Origin of the sequence: Marinobacter sp. 1-3A (assembly GCF_016597775.1) — a bacterium.
GTDB lineage: Bacteria > Pseudomonadota > Gammaproteobacteria > Pseudomonadales > Oleiphilaceae > Marinobacter > Marinobacter xiaoshiensis.
The window spans coordinates 50,587-66,801 of the sequence record NZ_VCGZ01000012.1; the positions used below are offsets into that span (position 1 = coordinate 50,587).

Genomic DNA, 16,215 nt, shown 5'->3' on the forward strand with positions numbered 1-16,215 from the left:
TTTTTGTATCTGAAATCCTTAACCAAGTGCCTGCTCTTCCAGCTCCATCCACCTCTCGATCACCTTCTCGAGCTTGAGCTCTTTCTGCTCCAGCTCTTCCAGAACCTCTGCAACCTCTTCAGCCGCCCCTGAATAGAAGTCAGCAGAAGAAATTCGTGCCTGAATGTTCGCAATATCCTGTTCCAAGGCCTCTATTTGCCCCGGCAACTGTTCAAGTTCGAGCTTTAACTTATAACTCAACTTGACTGGCTTGGGCTTACTGGTATCGCCATCTTGCGACCCCGCTGCGACCTGAACATCCTTCGCAACAGAATTAATATTGCCCTTGCCACTATTTTGCTTCCCTGACTTTGCCGCTTTGTCGTGCCGATCGGGTCGCGCGCCCGTTGCCTCAGCCGGGAAACGCCCCCCCTGTCGACGCCAGTCGCTGTATCCACCTACGTATTCCCGCACATGGCCAGAACCGTCCAGGAAAACCGTTTCCGTTACAACGTTATCGAGGAATTCACGGTCGTGGCTGATAACAATCACGGTACCGGCAAACTCGGAAAGCTGCTCTTCCAGCAACTCAAGGGTTTCCACGTCCAGATCGTTGGTTGGCTCATCGAGCACCAGAATGTTTGCCGGCTTACTGAACAGCTTGGCCAGCAACAGCCTTGCACGCTCACCCCCGGAGAATACCCGAACAGGGGATCTCGCCCGCTCAGGAGTAAAAAGAAACTCCTGCAAATAGCCGAGCACATGCTTGCTTTGGCCGTTGATATCAATAAATTCCCGACCTTCCGACAAGTTGTCGAGAGCATTCAGACTGAGGTCGAGTTCACCACGAAGCTGGTCAAAATAGGCAACCTCGAGATTTGTTCCCAGGCGGATGGTGCCCTGTGTTGGCTCAAGACTACCCAGTAACAAGCGTACCAGTGTTGTTTTACCAGTTCCGTTCTCCCCCACAAGGCCAATTTTGTCGCCCCGAAGCACAGTGAGGTTCATATCCCGAATAATGGCTGCCCCATCCGGGTACGCAAAGCCGGCACCCACTGCCTCAACCACCAGCTTGCCTGAGCGTGCCGCATCCTCCACTGCGAAGGTTGCTGTGCCACCCCTGACCCGACGCTGCCGATGCTCTTCCCGCATCGCTTTCAGCGCCCTGACCCGACCCATATTGCGAGTGCGACGAGCTTTAATGCCCTGGCGTATCCAGGCTTCTTCCTGTTTCAGCCTCTTGTCGAAAAGGGCATTTTCCCGTTCTTCCTCTTCAAGGGCCTTTTCTTTCAGATCAAGATATCGGTCATAAGAAGCTGCAAAACTAACCAGCTTGCCGCGATCCAGCTCCACAACCCGGGTAGCCATCCGCCTGATAAAAGCACGATCGTGGCTCACGAAAAGCATGGCGCCACGAAACGCACCAAGAGCCTCCTCAAGCCATGCAATGGCTGGCACATCAAGATGGTTGGTTGGCTCATCCAGCAAAAGAATATCGGGCTCTCCAACGAGTGCTTTTGCCAACAGAACACGGCGCTGCCATCCACCGGAAAGCGTATTAAGCCGCTGATCCGGATCAATACCATATTGCGCCAGAATGGCCGTAACCTTTTGATCAAGCCGCCACCCGTCAAGCGCTTCGATACGCTCCTGAACCTTCATCATACGATCAAGACTGGACTCGTCTGCGCTTTGTGTAAGCGTATGAAACTCTGCAAGAAGCTGACCCGCTTCAGGGAAGGCTCCCGACACAACTTCGTATGCCGTCCTGGTGTCGTCAGACGGCAGGTTCTGGGGCAAAACCGCCAACACCGCGCCATCGTCAAGGCGCACCTTGCCACCATCCGGAACAACCTCGCCGCTCACGATTTTCAGAAGAGTCGACTTACCCTCGCCATTCCTTCCTAACAGGCACACCCGCTCACCAGCTTCAATATTCAGTGAAGCCTGATCAAGCAGCGGGTGCATTCCGAAAGCCAGGGAAATCGAGTCCAGCGTTAACAGTGGCACGTTGTTTTCTACTCCGATTCGATAACAGTGACGGAATCATCCACATGGATCACTCCGGGGGATTCATGAATAGCATTCTGGCCGAAGATTACGCCATCTGGCGTTCTGCGGTAACCTGAGAGCGCCCTCAAGGGCTGCAGACCGGGATCTTTTAGGCCCGTATCCGGGTCAACGGTGGTCAGAACACAGCGGGAACTTGGCTTCACGATACTGAAGCGCTGCTCTCCCACCGAAATCTTACGCCAGTGGTCTTCCTGCCAGGGAGCCGGGCCCTCGATAACAATGTTGGGCCTAAACCTGCGCATATCTACGGGCGCGTCAAGACGCCCATTCAGCTCATCCAATGAAGCCAGATTGGTGATCAAAAAAGGAAAGCCATCAGCAAAGCCTACACGGCGATACTCACTTACATGCCCGGCATCGACCCGCCGAAACGAGGAATCGGGCATATAGACAAGACGCAGAGTCTTGCCGCAAAAGCGGCTCAGCGCTTCACTGGCAAACGACTCGCCCTCAAGAGCTTTAACCCAGTCGCGCCAGACCAGCACTCGTAGTTCCTGACCTGTCTGCTGCAATGTGAAATCGCCCTCACCCGGTATTCGGATACTGACACCCTCTGCAGACAGAGAGGCTGTTACCCTGGCCAACACCGGAAGCTCCCTCTGGGTAACAAAGCGGCGTTCCTCATCGACTATCATCCATCGCCGGTCGCCTTTAGGGCCGAAGTCATCCATTTCAAAACAGGAAACCTCAATACCAGCGAGGGACTTTACTGGGTAAACATGGAGTGAGTGAACTTTCAAGGCGCGTCTCCAGAGCCAAAATCAAGTGTGGGGAGGCGGCAAGTATAACCAAAAACAAAAAACCCGGCCTCTTTCGAGGCCGGGTTTCCGGAATCTGGAGCGGGAAACGAGATTCGAACTCGCGACCCCGACCTTGGCAAGGTCGTGCTCTACCAACTGAGCTATTCCCGCAATATTGACCAGCTTGCGCTGACAACGGATGTGTATTCTACGCATCCCGCCCCTTTCGTCAACCTCCTTTCCAAACTTTTTATTGCCCAAATCGATTAGCGGTACCCAAATAGTCCCTTTCCGCCTCACTAGAGGGTCTTCTGAGCGCCTGGTTTCGATGAGGAAACCGGCCAAAACGCTCAATGATTTCATGGTGGTCCTGCGCGGATCGTAGAAAGCTTTTCAAAAAATCCTGCAGCATCCCCGTAGTGGATGCGACCAATTGCTCATAACACTCAACCGACAGAGCCTGGTCATCGAGTCGCTCCGAGTGTTGCAACGGCATATACATAAATGCGCGCTGAATCGGCGGGAGCGCAACATCACACCCCTTACGCATAGACTCTTTACAAAGCTCCTTCGCCTGCTTGTCCTGCTCGAACGCAAGTGCGCCGCCCCGGAAAATATTTCTGGAAAACTGGTCGAGCAGGATAATCTCAGCTAACCGACCACCTGGTGTCTTACGCCAGTGATCTAGCCCTTGTTCCGACGCAAACAGAACCATGGAAAGAAACCGGCGACGTATCTCCTGGTCGAACTTCCGGCTTGAGCGAAACCAACGATTGCGGTGTTCGCTATCAGGCAATCCATTTTCATCAAATTCTCCGAACCAGAAATCCAGAATCTCTTTCCAATCGAACATTAAAGAACACCCTGTTATCTTGATTGACGGGACCAACAGAGAATACCGGCCCGCAACCAGATTTACGACAGACACCTTTGACAGATCATAGAGGAGCGCTGATGAGCAGTCGTCGCGTCATTTTGTTAGCCCACGGCAGCAGCGACAAACGCTGGTGCAACACATTCGAAACTCTCGCCGAGCCGACGCTAAAGGCTGTAACCAACTCCAGAATTGCCTATATGGAGCTGGCTGAACCATCCCTGGAGGCTGTCGTGCATGAAGGCGTGTCAGCCGGGAGCCTGGAATTCACCGTTGTTCCACTCTTTCTCGCCGCCGGACGTCACCTGCGCAAAGATGTGCCAGCCATGATCGAAGCTCTTGAAAATTCTACAGGGGCAAGCATTACGCTATCCCCTCCTATTGGAGAGAACCCCTTGCTGGGACAGGCAATCAAGGATGTAGTGACACAGCAGCTCGCCCATAACACCGACGATTAGGGAGCAACATCATGAACAAGTGCGTACTTATAACCGGTGGTACTGGCTTTATTGGCGGAGAACTTTGCAGAAAACTGCTTGATCGTGGCTACAAGCTTTCTGTTTTAAGCCGGCAGCCTGCCGATGTGGTACGCATGTTGTGTGGCCCGGTGGAGGTGATCCATAACCTTGAAAGCCTCCGCGGCCACCAGGGTTACGATGCCGTGATCAATCTTGCAGGGGAAGGCATCGCCGACAAGCGCTGGAGTGACAAGCGACTACAAGCACTTTCCGATAGTCGTATTGGCTTGACCAACACCCTGACAAAGGTCATTCAGAGCTGGGAACAAAAACCCAAGGCCATGGTTTCTGGCTCAGCCGTTGGCTTTTATGGTGATCAGGGTGACGCACGAGTAACCGAAGGTACTGCGCCTCACGATGAGTTTACTCACCAGATGTGCAGGGATTGGGAAAATGCAGCACTCAAGCTGCAGCCCCTTGGGGTACGCATATGCCTCTCCAGAACCGGCATTGTGGCAGGTCCTGAGGGAGGTTTTTTAAAACGCATGGTTTTACCGTTTAAACTTGGACTCGGCGGGCGACTCGGTTCCGGGCATCAATACATGCCCTGGATTCATCGTGAGGATGCAGTAGCGGCTCTTATCTGGATGCTGGAGTCGCCACAGGCCTCCGGAGCCTACAATGTAGTGAGTCCCAACCCTGTCACCAACCGTGAGTTTACGAGCTGCCTCGCTCACACTCTCAAGCGACCCGCCATTTTCCCGGTTCCGGCACAAGTGCTTAAGCTGGCGCTGGGAGACATGTCACGGCTCTTGTTAACAGGTCAAAAGGCGATTCCAGAAAGACTGATCGACGCCGGATTCGAGTTTCGCTATCCGATGCTCGCAGAAGCGCTCGAAGATGCCACCAAATAACTTATTCGTTTTTTTTACATCAAAAACGTTGACAGGGGTGAAAGGCTTACCTAATATACGCGCCACCTCGACGAGGCAAAGGTTTAAAGCGTTGCGTCCCCTTCGTCTAGTGGCCTAGGACTCCGCCCTTTCACGGCGGCAACAGGGGTTCGAACCCCCTAGGGGACGCCATTTTTACCTCTCAAAATACCCGAGAAGAAAAATGCGCTTATCTGCCGAAGTCAAGGCTCGCCCTTTCAGGCGGCCTTTCTATCCAGCTTGATATCCTTCTTTATTAGATTGGCAGCGTGAGATTTTTGGTCTCGCATCACGAATATGCCTACGCCAACAAAAAAAGCCACCATAAGTAATACAGTCGCAATTCCAGCGAAAACCACCACGTCCATATACATAATTCTTCTCCTGCCCTTATTCAAACTTGATTAAGCTCAGATTACGTCACTCCAGAATACAGATATTGATCTACATCAATGGCAGCATCACTGCTGTAACTCAAAAACACGCGAATACAAAAGTGAACATAATTCTCCCACGTTTTCGCGGATTTGCAGGGAATTTGGATAACAGGACTGTTATAGTCAGCCAATAATGGACTATCCGCTTATATCAACCGGACTGGGTGGCTGACGTACAAGATGCCGAAACTGCCGACACGCTTACAACGTTTTCGCTCGGGCTCTCCCCTGTCCTTCAGGCTGCTTGCTTGGATACTTCTATTCAGCTCGGTTTTCACGCTGATTGCATCGGCTATTCAAATCTATTCTGATTACCGCAAAGACCTTTCGCAGATTGACAGCCGCATGCATGTGGTTGAATCCGGATACGCATCCAGTCTGGCCCGAAGCCTTTGGGCCCTTGACCAAAAACTGCTCCAGACCCAAATGGAAGGGATTCTCAGCCTGCCAGACATTGTTCATCTGAGGCTGGGCATTGAGCCCGACTCTGAACTGGTTATGGGGGAGATCCCCCGAGGTTCCGATACCAAATCGCACCAATTTGACCTGGTTCACGAGGGCGAAGGGACATTCAAGCTGGGTGAACTCACGGTAACAGCCAATCTGGATCGTGTTTATGAGGACCTGAAAGTTAAGGTAGGCATTATTCTCGCCACTCAATTCCTTAAGACTTTTTTTGTATCGATACTAATCATCTGGGTTTTTCAGCATTTTGTTACCCGCCATCTGACAACTATGGCCAACTACGCCAAAGACATCTCCCTGAAGAACCTCGGCACCCCTCTAACTCTTGACCGTCCAGACACGCCGTCGCACCGCAACGATGAAATTGGTCGGGTAAGCGATGCAATAAATCAGATGCGCGAGCGTCTGAATGACGACATGGTGCGCCAGGAAAAAGATGCCGCCGAAATCCATAAATTTTCCATGGCAATTGAGCAAAGCCCTTCCTCCGTTGTTATTTGCGACCGTCAGTGGCGGGTCGAGTTTGCAAACCACAAGTTCACACAGCTTACGGGTTATAACGCAAAAGCGATTGTCGGCCGACACCCTGGCGCATTAAGCGACAACAGCATGGAAATCCGTGAAAACCGCCAACTATGGCAATCCATCCGCCTGCAGGTTCAGCGCGTTGGTGTGTGGCAGGGTGAAGTGAACAGTGCACGGCGCAATGGCGAGCGCTTTTGGGAGCAGTTGATCGTAACACCCATAAAGGACGGCACCGGTGAAGCAACGGGCTACCTTATTCTTGGTGAAGACATTAGCATCCGAAAACGCTACGAGCAGCAGTTATTGCGCCAGGCAAACTACGACATACTGACGGGTTTGCCTAACCGCATGCTCGCGCTGGACCGGCTCAAACTGGCACTGGCTCAAGCTCGCCGCGAGGGCTCCATGGTTGGGGTCATGTTTTTGGATCTTGATAACTTCAAGCACATCAACGACACCCTGGGCCACGATGCCGGCGATAATCTGCTGATTGAAGCTGCGAGGCGAATATCCAGCTGTCTGCGGGGAACAAGCACCGTTGCAAGACTTGGCGGCGACGAATTCCTTGTGATACTGCCAGGGCTAAATGGCTCTGAATCCGCGGCACAGGTAGCTGAGCGCATTCTTTCAAACTTTACTCCGGCCTATACCCTGAATGGCCAGGAAGTTTTTGTTACGACCAGCATCGGTATTGCAATTTTCCCGACCGATTCCGACAACAGCGGCACCCTTCTACAGCACGCGGATGCTGCCATGTATCAGGCAAAGCGTCAGGGCAAAAGCTCATACGCACACTTCACCCCCGAAATGTCTGAGGTATCCCATGAGCGGCTACAAATGGAATCCCGCATGCGGAGAGCATTGGAGCTGAACGAGTTCGAACTTTATTTTCAGCCAATTGTTAAGACCGCTACCGGCGAAGTGCACGCTGTAGAAGCGCTACTGCGATGGAACAACCCTGCTATGGGCATGATAATGCCGGATCGCTTTATTCCGCTGGCCGAGGAGACAGGTCTTATCATTGCCATTGGCGAATGGGTGCTTGAGCAAGCCTGCCTTGCAGCCACCGGTTGGAGGGCAATCACTGGCCGGGACATTGGAATTTCAGTCAACGTGTCACCAAGACAGTTCAGGGACTCCGGGTTTATCAACGCAGTGATGCGCGCGCTATCAAACAACGACCTGGCTCCGCAGTTGCTGGAACTGGAAATTACCGAACGCCTGCTGCTAGACAACTCAATCGAAACTGCCGAAATTCTCAGGGAACTGGATAGGGCTGGCATTCGCCTCTCCGTCGATGATTTCGGTACGGGTTACTCAGCTCTCAGTTACCTCAAGAGCTACCCGTTCGACACCCTGAAAATCGACCGCACCTTCATCAACGATGTGACCAAAACCCAAGGGGGAGGCTCCCTTGTGCGTGCGATAATCAACATGGCACACAGCCTGGGCCTGACTATCATAGCGGAAGGCGTTGAAGAGGAAGCACAGACCCTTTTCCTGAAGCAGGAAGGCTGTGATATGTCTCAAGGCTATTTCTACAGCCGCCCACTCCCTGCCGGGGAGTTCAATGAATGGCTCAATACCAATCACCAGACACAAACGTGACACTCAGGGAACCAGGGAAACATGACACAATCCATTCTTGTCGTTAACTGCGGCAGTTCGTCTCTGAAACTTGCGCTATTCGATGAAAATGAAAACAAATTGGCCTCTGCGATAGCAGAGAGACTGAACGGATCAGACGCATTTGCGCGAATCGATGGTGATGACCGCACTGTACCTCTGCCGCGCAATGCCAACCACAAACAGGCTTTGACGGCTTTGGTATTGGCGTTTCGCGAGCGTAAGTTAATGCCGGCAGCCCCCACGTCTGTAGGGCACCGCGTGGTGCACGGGGGCGAAACCTTCCGCGAAGCTGTTCTGATCAACGATGATGTGGTTGAAGCCATCAACGACTGCGCAGGCCTGGCTCCGCTTCATAACCCGGTCAATCTTGCCGGGATTGAAGCCACCCGGGAGCAATTTCCCGAAACACCGCAAGTCGCCGTGTTTGATACCGCTTACCACCAGACTCTTGCACCCCATGCATACCTATATGCACTGCCCGAATCCTTCTATCGGGACTGGAGCGTAAGGCGTTATGGATTCCACGGAACCAGCCATTTCTTCATGGCCAACGAAGCCGCTCGCCTACTCGACAAAACCCTTGCAACCACCTCGATCATTTCCGCCCACCTGGGCAATGGTTGCAGTATTACGGCAATCAAAGATGGTTTCAGTGTCGACACCAGCATGGGGCTGACACCGCTGGAAGGGCTGGTAATGGGAACCCGCTGCGGTGACATTGACCCAGGGCTCTTTGATTACCTGAGTTCCCGGGGTATGCAGTTAGCCGACGTTCATAAGGAGCTTAACAAGAACAGCGGGCTCCTTGGAATCTCTGGCAAAACCAACGATATGCGCACCCTGTGTGAATTGGCTGATCAAGGACACGAGCCTTCAGCTCTTGCCATCGACATATTCTGTTTCCGCTTGGCAAAGTACGTTGGCGCCATGATGGCATCACTGGACCACCTTGATGCACTGGTTTTCACTGGCGGTATTGGCGAAAACAGCAGTCGGGTCAGGCAAAAAACACTAGGGCATCTGAAGTTGCTCGGGTTTGAGCTGGATGCAGACAGGAATGAGCACAACGGTCGTCAAAGCGGTGGCAGAATAGAAAGTGCCGGTTCGCGATTCCCGGTCCTGGTCGTCCCGACTAATGAAGAGCTTGTAATCGCACGCGAGGCTTCGCGCCTGGCTGCCAGTTTTAGATAGATCTGCCGGGCTGTCTGCTTACTCTATCGCCAGAACCTGCCACCAGAACTTATTACCTGAACTACCGGAACCTCTTTCTATGGCTAAAAGTCTGTTTATTGCACCTACTTCAATGGATTCTGGGCTCACATCTGTTTGTCTGGGCTTGTTGCGCGCCATGGAGCGCGTTGGCATCAGCGTTGGATTCTACAAGCCTTTTTACCAGTCAGTAAACCAGGCCGAGTCGCGGCATAACGATGGTAAGGATTCATCCGTGACCTTTGTCCGTTCGCGGAGCCATCTGCAGCCCCCTGAACCGATTCCCCTGAAGAAGGCTCAGCACCTGCTTAACCGTGGCAAATCCGATCTGCTCATGGAGACAGTAGTAGGCGAATACCAGAAAGTCGCCAAAGATGTCGATGTTGTGATTATTGAAGGCCTTGTTCCCGACCGTCGCGAAGCCTACATAGCCCGTCTTAACGTGGAAGTGGCGCGTAATCTGGGTTCAGACGTGGTGTTGGTCAGCACACCGGGCAAGAGCAGCCCTCTCGAACTCGATGAGGAGCTGGATTTCGCTGCACGCCTGTTTTCCGATGTCTCGGCTCAGGATGTAATTGCCGTTATCCTCAACAAGCTTGGTGAACCCGAGCGCTCAGGAATGGAACCCTACAGCAATATCAGCCAGACCGAAGGTGAAACTCCAGACTACCGCAATAGCTGCAAGGTGTTCCGGGATGGGCGCTTCCGCTTGCTGGGCCAGATCCCGTGGCAGTCTGACTTATTAGCACCGCGTGTGTCTGATATTGCCCGGGAGCTAAATGTGCCGGTGCTGTATGAAGGCCAGATGCACACTCGCCGGGTGCAAAGGGTATCTGTCTGCGCACGCTCCATCCGCAATATGACGGAAACTCTGGGTCCAGGCACCCTGATGGTGACCCCCGGCGATCGCGAAGACATTATTGTGACAACGGCCGTTGCGGCGTTAAATGGCGTTCCCCTGGCGGGCCTCATGCTGACCGGCGGGCTTATGCCTGATCAACGGGTGATTGACCTGTGTTCGCGGGCCCTGCATACAGGCTTACCAGTACTGAGCTCACCTGCCAATACCTACGAAACCGCCCACATGCTGGCGAACCTCTCCAACGCGATTCCCACTGACGATCCCGACCGCGTTGAGAAAGCAATGGAAGCAGTAGCAACCAAGATTGATACAGACTGGCTGCAGGAACACCTGCGCGTTGAAGTTCAGAGCCGGCTGTCCCCTCCGGCATTCCGCTATCAGCTATCTGAGCGGGCGCGGGCAGCAAACAAGCGCATCGTACTGCCAGAAGGCAGCGAACCGCGCACGGTTCAGGCAGCAATCATTTGCCACCAACGCAAACTTGCACGCTGCGCCCTGATTGGCAACGAAGCAGAAATTCGAGATGTAGCAGCGTCGCAAGGCTTTGAGCTGCCCGAGGATATTGAAATCATTGATCCGATTGAGGTGCGAAAAAACTATATCGCTCCCATGGTCGAACTGCGCAAACACAAAGGGCTCGCGCCGGATATGGCCGAGGCGATGCTTGAAGACAACGTGGTTCTGGGCACCATGATGGTCGCTCTGGATGAGGCCGACGGACTTGTTTCCGGCGCTATCCACACCACCGCAAACACCGTGCGCCCTGCCCTGCAGCTAATCAAGACCCATGACCATGCAAAAGTAGTGTCTTCGGTTTTCTTCATGCTGCTTCCACAACAGGTATTGGTGTACGGTGACTGCGCCATCAACCCCGACCCCAATGCAGAGGATCTGGCCGATATCGCAATCCAGAGCGCTGAATCTGCAGAAGCGTTTGGTGTGGAGCCCGTCGTTGCCATGATCAGCTACAGCACTGGCGAGTCAGGCAGTGGGCACGATGTGGAGAAGGTGCGAGAAGCAACCAGAATAGCCCGTGAACGCAGGCCAGACCTGCTTATTGATGGCCCGCTGCAATACGACGCTGCAGCCATCGAAAGCGTAGCGCGGAGCAAAGCGCCGAATAGCAAGGTTGCGGGTAAGGCGACGGTGTTCATCTTCCCGGATCTCAACACCGGGAACACCACCTATAAGGCGGTTCAGCGTAGCGCTAATGTGGTGAGTATTGGCCCAATGCTTCAGGGCCTGAGGAAACCGGTTAACGATCTCTCGAGGGGGGCGTTAGTAGAGGATATTGTGTTTACCATTGCACTGACAGCGGTGCAGGCAAAACAGGTTGAGGATGCGGGGCTGGCCTGAGCCGCCCCGCTCAACAAACAGGCCTGTCAGCGTTTGGTGCTTTTCTGACGGGTCTTTTTCACATGACGACCTGCCTTCAGATCATTGTCCTGCTTAACCTTCTGGCGAGGCGTCTTCCGATCAACCTTGTTGGCGAACGGGTTCTCGGCGGAACGGAACTCAAAGCGGATTGGTGAACCAGTCACATTCAGCACTTTGCGAAACGTGTTTTCGAGATAGCGCTTGTATGAGCCAGGTAAGGCATCTGTCTGATTGCCATGGACAACAACTACCGGCGGGTTAGATCCCCCCTGATGTGCATAGCGCAACTTGATTCTGCGCCCGCGAACCATAGGCGGCTGATGCTGAGCAATAGCATCCTCCAGAATGGCTGTCAGTCGGTTGGTCTGCCATTTAGCCATAGCCGACTCATAACAGGCTTCCACTGACTCGTACAGAACCCCCACGCCAGAGCCATGGAGCGCAGAGATATAGTGCTTGTCGGCATAATCGAGAAAGTCCAGGCGGCGCTTCACCTGCTCCTTCACTTGAGCGCGGGCTTCAGGATCCATGCCATCCCACTTGTTGACCGCAATGACCAATGATCGGCCCGCATCAAGGACAAACCCGATCAGGTGCAAATCCTGATCAACAAGCCCTTCACGGGCATCAATAACCAGTATCACAACATGGGCGTCGTCGATGGCCTTTAATGTTTTGATAATGGAAAACTTCTCCACCGCTTCATTCACATTCTTGCGGCGACGAATACCTGCGGTATCGATAAGAGTATATTGTTTTTCGTGGCGCTCATAAGGGATATAAACACTATCCCGGGTCGTGCCAGGCATGTCATAAACGACCACCCGCTCCTCGCCCAGCATGCGGTTCACCAGTGTGGATTTACCCACGTTGGGACGACCAACAATGCCAATGCGAATACCCGGATAACGATCCGCCCGATCGGCTGCTTCACGCTCTTCTGCAGAAGGCAGGAGCATCTCGAGCATAGATCGTATGCCGCGGTTGTGGGATGCGGCAACCATAAACGTTGATGCAAACCCGAGGCTATAAAATTCAGCCGCAGCTACATCGGGATCCTGTCCGTCGGTCTTGTTAACCACAAGATGAGCCTGCTTGCCCGACCGACGCAGATGATCCGCTATCATTTCGTCCCCGGCAGTCAGGCCTGCACGTCCATCAACCAGGAAAAGAACTATGTCTGCCTCGTCTACGGCCTGCATGGACTGCCGGGCCATTTCGATATCCAGCCCCTCTTCTGTTCCTGTCAGGCCACCGGTATCAATAACGATAAAGCGCTGCTCTTCGTAAGTGCCCTCACCGTACTTGCGATCCCGGGTCAGGCCGGGAAAATCCGCCACCAGAGCATCGCGGGAACGCGTCATCTGGTTGAATAATGTCGACTTGCCAACATTTGGCCGGCCAACAAGGGCAATTACTGGGGTCATAATGGTTCGCTATACAGTTAATTTAGGCCCGGCCTTTGGCCAGAGCGTTGAGGAAGCGCAGATCCGTTCCGATCCCTCAGTGTGAATACAGACAATTTACCGCTGTTTCCGAGAACCATCAGATTACCATTGGCCAGGCGCTGCAATGGAACCCGGAGGCCATCACTATCATAGCGCGTCTGACCAACAAGGCGTCCATCATCTGCAGACAGTACATGCAGATAACCCTCGTAATCGCCAACAACCAGATAGTTGTCGTAAACAGCCGGCTGAGTCAGCTGGCGCCAGGACAATCCTTCCTGAAGCCATACCTCTCTGCGATCAGAGCCACGGTAGGCAACAACATCGCCGTTAGCAGATGACATATATATATTGCCACCGCCAATCATTGGGGCTTGCAAGCTGGATGCCTTACGGCTCCATATTTCCTGACCGGTACGTATATCGACCAGAGCAAGTTTTCCCTGGTATCCAGAGACCATTATCGCACTATCAAGCACCAACGGCTGACCCGCAATATCTACCAGCCGTTCCAGCTCCGTGCGTCCCTGAGGCTGCCCAACTTCGTACTGCCACAAAGGCTGGCCCGATTCGGCAGCCAAGGCCATGAGCTTTCCGTTGGAGAACGACGCAATCACCACATCGCCGCCTACCAATGGCGCGGCAGCGGCCCTCAGCGACAGAGCTGGCACCACCCCATCGTACTGCCAGACTATTTCGCCATCAGTTGTATTAAAGGCCAGAACCCTGCCATCCGTTGTCTGGGTTACCACGAGAGATCCGTTTGATTGAGGTGCTGCCAAAGCTTCTGTGGGCAAGGCCTTGCGCCACAGTTCGCGCCCGTCTTCACGGGAGACCGCAATCAGATCTGCTTCACGAGTGACCAGATAGAGTTGGTCCAGATCCCCGCCAACACCCGCAAATATGCGATCTTCAAGCTCCCGCTTCCACAGCAACTTCCCGGTTTCCGAATTCACAGCAACCAGCGCACCGTCAGCGGAGGCTGCATACACAACCTCTCCAGCGTTCAATGGTGCCAGATACAGAAAATCGTCATCATGCCCGTCGCCGACCGACATTTTCCAGACAGTTTTAAACGTAACGGTAGTGTCCACTTCAGGAACCGGCACCGGTTGTTCAAAGGTATCGGTTGTGCTGCACCCCGCCAGACCCAGCCCTGCTATAAGGACAGAAAAAACACCCGCCCGAAACAGCCTGCTGCCAGCAAACCTCATCAGGCCTCCTCTCCAACGCCAAGATCAGAAAGCTTGAGCTCCAAAATACCGCTGCGGCCTTGCTGGCTTTGTTCACGGGCCGCCAGATAAGCGTCAAGCGCACCTTTCTTGTCACCCTTTGCCAAAAGAATATCTCCACGCAATTCAGAGAAAATTGCAGCAAAAGCATCGGCACTTTCCGCATTCCCTGCGCCATCAATGGTCGCCAGCGCATCATCATAACGCTCGGCAGAGAACTGAGCGCGAGCCAGGCGATTGCGAACCACAAGCGCCAGTGCTTTATGGTCACCGGCTTTTTCCAGAGCCCACTCAAGAGACGCAACGGCTGCTTCTGCATCCTGGTCTTCAACCAGTTGCTGACGAGCCAGAATCAGGTTGCCATATACGGCATACGCGCTTCCGGCATGATCTTCGCGCAATGTGTTAGCCACAAACGCAACGGTTTCACTGGCAGTCTCATCCGCCTGATTACCGAACGCGTTCAACAGTGTGGCGAACTGGTTGGCAGCTTCGGCTCGCTGTTGTTCCTGATGGTTCTGCCAAGCCTGCCAGCCGAACACAATCGCAAGGGCGGCACCGATACCAATGAGCAGAGAACTGCCATTTTTCTTCCACCAGTCCTTGATCGCCTGAACCTGTTCTTCTTCGGTGCGCAATTCCGCCATGATGACTCCTGTAATGGTTTATTACTTTTATATTGGTACGAATTCAGTTCGCCAAGGCTTTCGCCAGCACCGCTGCAAGATCACTCTGTGCCACACTGCTTTGTTCTTCATCGGAACGCAGCGGCTTGAGACCTGCCGTTGCATTCTCAATTTCATTGTCGCCCAGAATCACTGCATACCGAGCGCCACTTTTGTCTGCTTTTTTCATCTGGCTTTTGAAGCTGCCACCGCCACAATGACTGATTACAACCCGGCCATCGAGTTGATTGCGCAGGGTTTCTGCCAGCGCCATCGCAGGTGCTATTGCTGCATCACCCATAGCAGTTACATACACATCTGCATTGCTGTTTGCCTCTTCGGGTACAAGCCCCAGGGTATCCAGCAGCAGAATGAGACGTTCCAGCCCCATGGCGAAACCGACAGCAGTCGTCGGCTTGCCGCCAAGCTGCTCTACCAGGCCATCGTACCGACCGCCTGCACAGATAGTTCCCTGGGCACCAAGGCTCTCGGTAACCCACTCAAAAACAGTTTTCCCGTAATAATCGAGCCCACGAACCAGGGCTGGATTAACGGTGTAGGCGATGTCAGCAGCATCCAATAGCTCTTTTAGCCGCCCGAAATGCTCACGTGATTCTGCATCAAGGTAGTCTTCCAGACGCGGTGCATCGGCAAGCAACTTGCGGGTGCCCGGGTCTTTGGTGTCCAGAATGCGCAGCGGATTTGTATCGAGCCGTCGCTGGCTGTCCTCATCAAGCTCTGATTTGTATTGCGTGAGGTACTCAACCAATGCCCCACGAAACTCTTTGCGAGCAGCAGATGACCCGATTGAGTTAATTTCCAGACGAGCATGATCTGTAAGACCCAGTTCCTGCCAGAGCCTGGCAGTAAGAATCAACAGTTCTGCATCAATGTCCGGCCCCTGAATACCGAAGCACTCAACGCCAATCTGATGGAACTGGCGATAGCGTCCTTTTTGTGGCCGCTCATGCCGGAACATCGGCCCGGTATACCACAACCGGCGGGTCTGGTTGAACAACAGACCGTGCTCTTCAGCAGCGCGAACACACCCAGCTGTTCCTTCAGGTCGAAGCGTCAGGCTATCGCCGTTACGGTCCTCAAAGGTGTACATCTCCTTTTCGACGATATCGGTCACTTCGCCAATGGAGCGTTTAAACAGATCTGTCTGCTCGACAATGGGCATCCGGATTTCCTGATACCCATATTGCCGGAGCACTTTGCGCGCGGTGGACTCAACGAACTGCCAGATGGGTGTCTGTTCTGGCAGGATATCATTCATCCCGCGTATTGCCTGAATCTTAGCCAATGTA

General features: G+C 53.5%; 13 protein-coding genes and 2 tRNA genes. 6 read left to right on the forward strand and 9 right to left on the reverse strand.

Translation table 11 applies throughout. From position 1 onward, the window contains the following. Positions 1-18: 18 nt before the first annotated feature. The 4 genes from FE848_RS16605 to FE848_RS16620 form a co-directional block, all read right to left on the reverse strand. Positions 19-1,989, reverse strand: coding sequence for an ATP-binding cassette domain-containing protein (locus FE848_RS16605; RefSeq protein ID WP_200204969.1), 1,971 nt, complete (start codon positions 1,987-1,989; stop codon positions 19-21). A gap of 8 nt (positions 1,990-1,997) precedes the next feature. Continuing rightward, positions 1,998-2,792, reverse strand: coding sequence for an MOSC domain-containing protein (locus FE848_RS16610; protein ID WP_200204970.1), 795 nt, complete (start codon positions 2,790-2,792; stop codon positions 1,998-2,000). A gap of 95 nt (positions 2,793-2,887) precedes the next feature. Next, positions 2,888-2,963 (reverse strand) — tRNA-Gly (locus tag FE848_RS16615). Between the two features lie 79 nt (positions 2,964-3,042). After that, the gene (locus tag FE848_RS16620; RefSeq protein WP_200204971.1) at positions 3,043-3,645 is read right to left on the reverse strand and encodes a DUF924 family protein; all 603 of its coding nucleotides are present in this window, start codon (positions 3,643-3,645) and stop codon (positions 3,043-3,045) included. Between the two features lie 101 nt (positions 3,646-3,746). Between FE848_RS16620 and FE848_RS16625 the strand changes: the two genes are divergently transcribed. The 3 genes from FE848_RS16625 (at position 3,747) to FE848_RS16635 (ending at position 5,209) form a co-directional block, all read left to right on the forward strand. Then, a complete protein-coding gene (locus FE848_RS16625; RefSeq protein ID WP_200204972.1) occupies positions 3,747-4,124 on the forward strand; it encodes a sirohydrochlorin chelatase in 378 nt (125 codons plus the stop codon). A gap of 11 nt (positions 4,125-4,135) precedes the next feature. Next, complete coding sequence (locus tag FE848_RS16630; protein WP_200204973.1) at positions 4,136-5,038, forward strand: TIGR01777 family oxidoreductase; 903 nt, start codon at positions 4,136-4,138, stop codon at positions 5,036-5,038. A 95-nt stretch (positions 5,039-5,133) separates the two neighbouring features. Then, a tRNA-Glu gene (locus FE848_RS16635) sits at positions 5,134-5,209 on the forward strand. 65 nt (positions 5,210-5,274) lie between these two features. Here FE848_RS16635 and ccoM read toward each other — a convergent pair. Next, positions 5,275-5,430, reverse strand: coding sequence for a cytochrome c oxidase subunit CcoM (ccoM, locus tag FE848_RS19060; protein WP_200204974.1), 156 nt, complete (start codon positions 5,428-5,430; stop codon positions 5,275-5,277). A gap of 243 nt (positions 5,431-5,673) precedes the next feature. On the opposite strand from ccoM, the gene FE848_RS16645 reads away from it, so the two are divergent. The 3 genes from FE848_RS16645 to pta all read left to right on the forward strand — a co-directional run bounded on the left by FE848_RS16645 (position 5,674) and on the right by pta (position 11,539). Continuing rightward, on the forward strand, positions 5,674-8,091 hold the full coding sequence (locus FE848_RS16645; protein ID WP_200204975.1) for an EAL domain-containing protein: 2,418 nt from the start codon (positions 5,674-5,676) through the stop codon (positions 8,089-8,091). Positions 8,092-8,112: 21 nt separating this feature from the next. Further along, entirely contained in the window at positions 8,113-9,303 is a 1,191-nt protein-coding gene (locus tag FE848_RS16650) for an acetate kinase (protein ID WP_200204976.1), read from the forward strand. Positions 9,304-9,382: 79 nt separating this feature from the next. Continuing rightward, on the forward strand, positions 9,383-11,539 hold the full coding sequence (gene pta / locus FE848_RS16655) for a phosphate acetyltransferase (RefSeq protein ID WP_200204977.1): 2,157 nt from the start codon (positions 9,383-9,385) through the stop codon (positions 11,537-11,539). Between the two features lie 26 nt (positions 11,540-11,565). On the opposite strand, the gene der is transcribed toward pta, so the two are convergent. From der to hisS, 4 genes are read right to left on the reverse strand one after another with little or no spacing between them, the layout of a single operon-like run. Beyond that, positions 11,566-12,987, reverse strand: coding sequence for a ribosome biogenesis GTPase Der (gene der, locus FE848_RS16660; protein ID WP_200204978.1), 1,422 nt, complete (start codon positions 12,985-12,987; stop codon positions 11,566-11,568). 17 nt (positions 12,988-13,004) lie between these two features. Beyond that, positions 13,005-14,222: an outer membrane protein assembly factor BamB gene (gene bamB, locus FE848_RS16665; protein WP_200204979.1), complete on the reverse strand. Its 1,218-nt coding sequence runs from the start codon at positions 14,220-14,222 to the stop codon at positions 13,005-13,007. Next, complete coding sequence (locus tag FE848_RS16670) at positions 14,222-14,887, reverse strand: YfgM family protein (RefSeq protein WP_200204980.1); 666 nt, start codon at positions 14,885-14,887, stop codon at positions 14,222-14,224. The genes bamB and FE848_RS16670 overlap by 1 nt, the downstream gene beginning before the upstream one ends. A 43-nt stretch (positions 14,888-14,930) precedes the next feature. Next, positions 14,931-16,211: a histidine--tRNA ligase gene (gene hisS, locus FE848_RS16675; protein ID WP_200204981.1), complete on the reverse strand. Its 1,281-nt coding sequence runs from the start codon at positions 16,209-16,211 to the stop codon at positions 14,931-14,933. Positions 16,212-16,215 lie beyond the last annotated feature (4 nt).

Bases quoted from the DNA above. Each gene is read 5' to 3' on its own strand.
- FE848_RS16620 (WP_200204971.1), bottom strand. From the start codon at position 3,645: ATGTTCGATTGGAAAGAGATTCTGGATTTCTGGTTCGGAGAATTTGAT.
- FE848_RS16625 (WP_200204972.1), top strand. From the start codon at position 3,747: ATGAGCAGTCGTCGCGTCATTTTGTTAGCCCACGGCAGCAGCGACAAA.
- FE848_RS16630 (WP_200204973.1), top strand. From the start codon at position 4,136: ATGAACAAGTGCGTACTTATAACCGGTGGTACTGGCTTTATTGGCGGA.
- ccoM (WP_200204974.1), bottom strand. From the start codon at position 5,430: ATGTATATGGACGTGGTGGTTTTCGCTGGAATTGCGACTGTATTACTT.
- FE848_RS16645 (WP_200204975.1), top strand. From the start codon at position 5,674: ATGCCGAAACTGCCGACACGCTTACAACGTTTTCGCTCGGGCTCTCCC.
- FE848_RS16650 (WP_200204976.1), top strand. From the start codon at position 8,113: ATGACACAATCCATTCTTGTCGTTAACTGCGGCAGTTCGTCTCTGAAA.
- pta (WP_200204977.1), top strand. From the start codon at position 9,383: ATGGCTAAAAGTCTGTTTATTGCACCTACTTCAATGGATTCTGGGCTC.
- der (WP_200204978.1), bottom strand. From the start codon at position 12,987: ATGACCCCAGTAATTGCCCTTGTTGGCCGGCCAAATGTTGGCAAGTCG.
- bamB (WP_200204979.1), bottom strand. From the start codon at position 14,222: ATGAGGTTTGCTGGCAGCAGGCTGTTTCGGGCGGGTGTTTTTTCTGTC.
- FE848_RS16670 (WP_200204980.1), bottom strand. From the start codon at position 14,887: ATGGCGGAATTGCGCACCGAAGAAGAACAGGTTCAGGCGATCAAGGAC.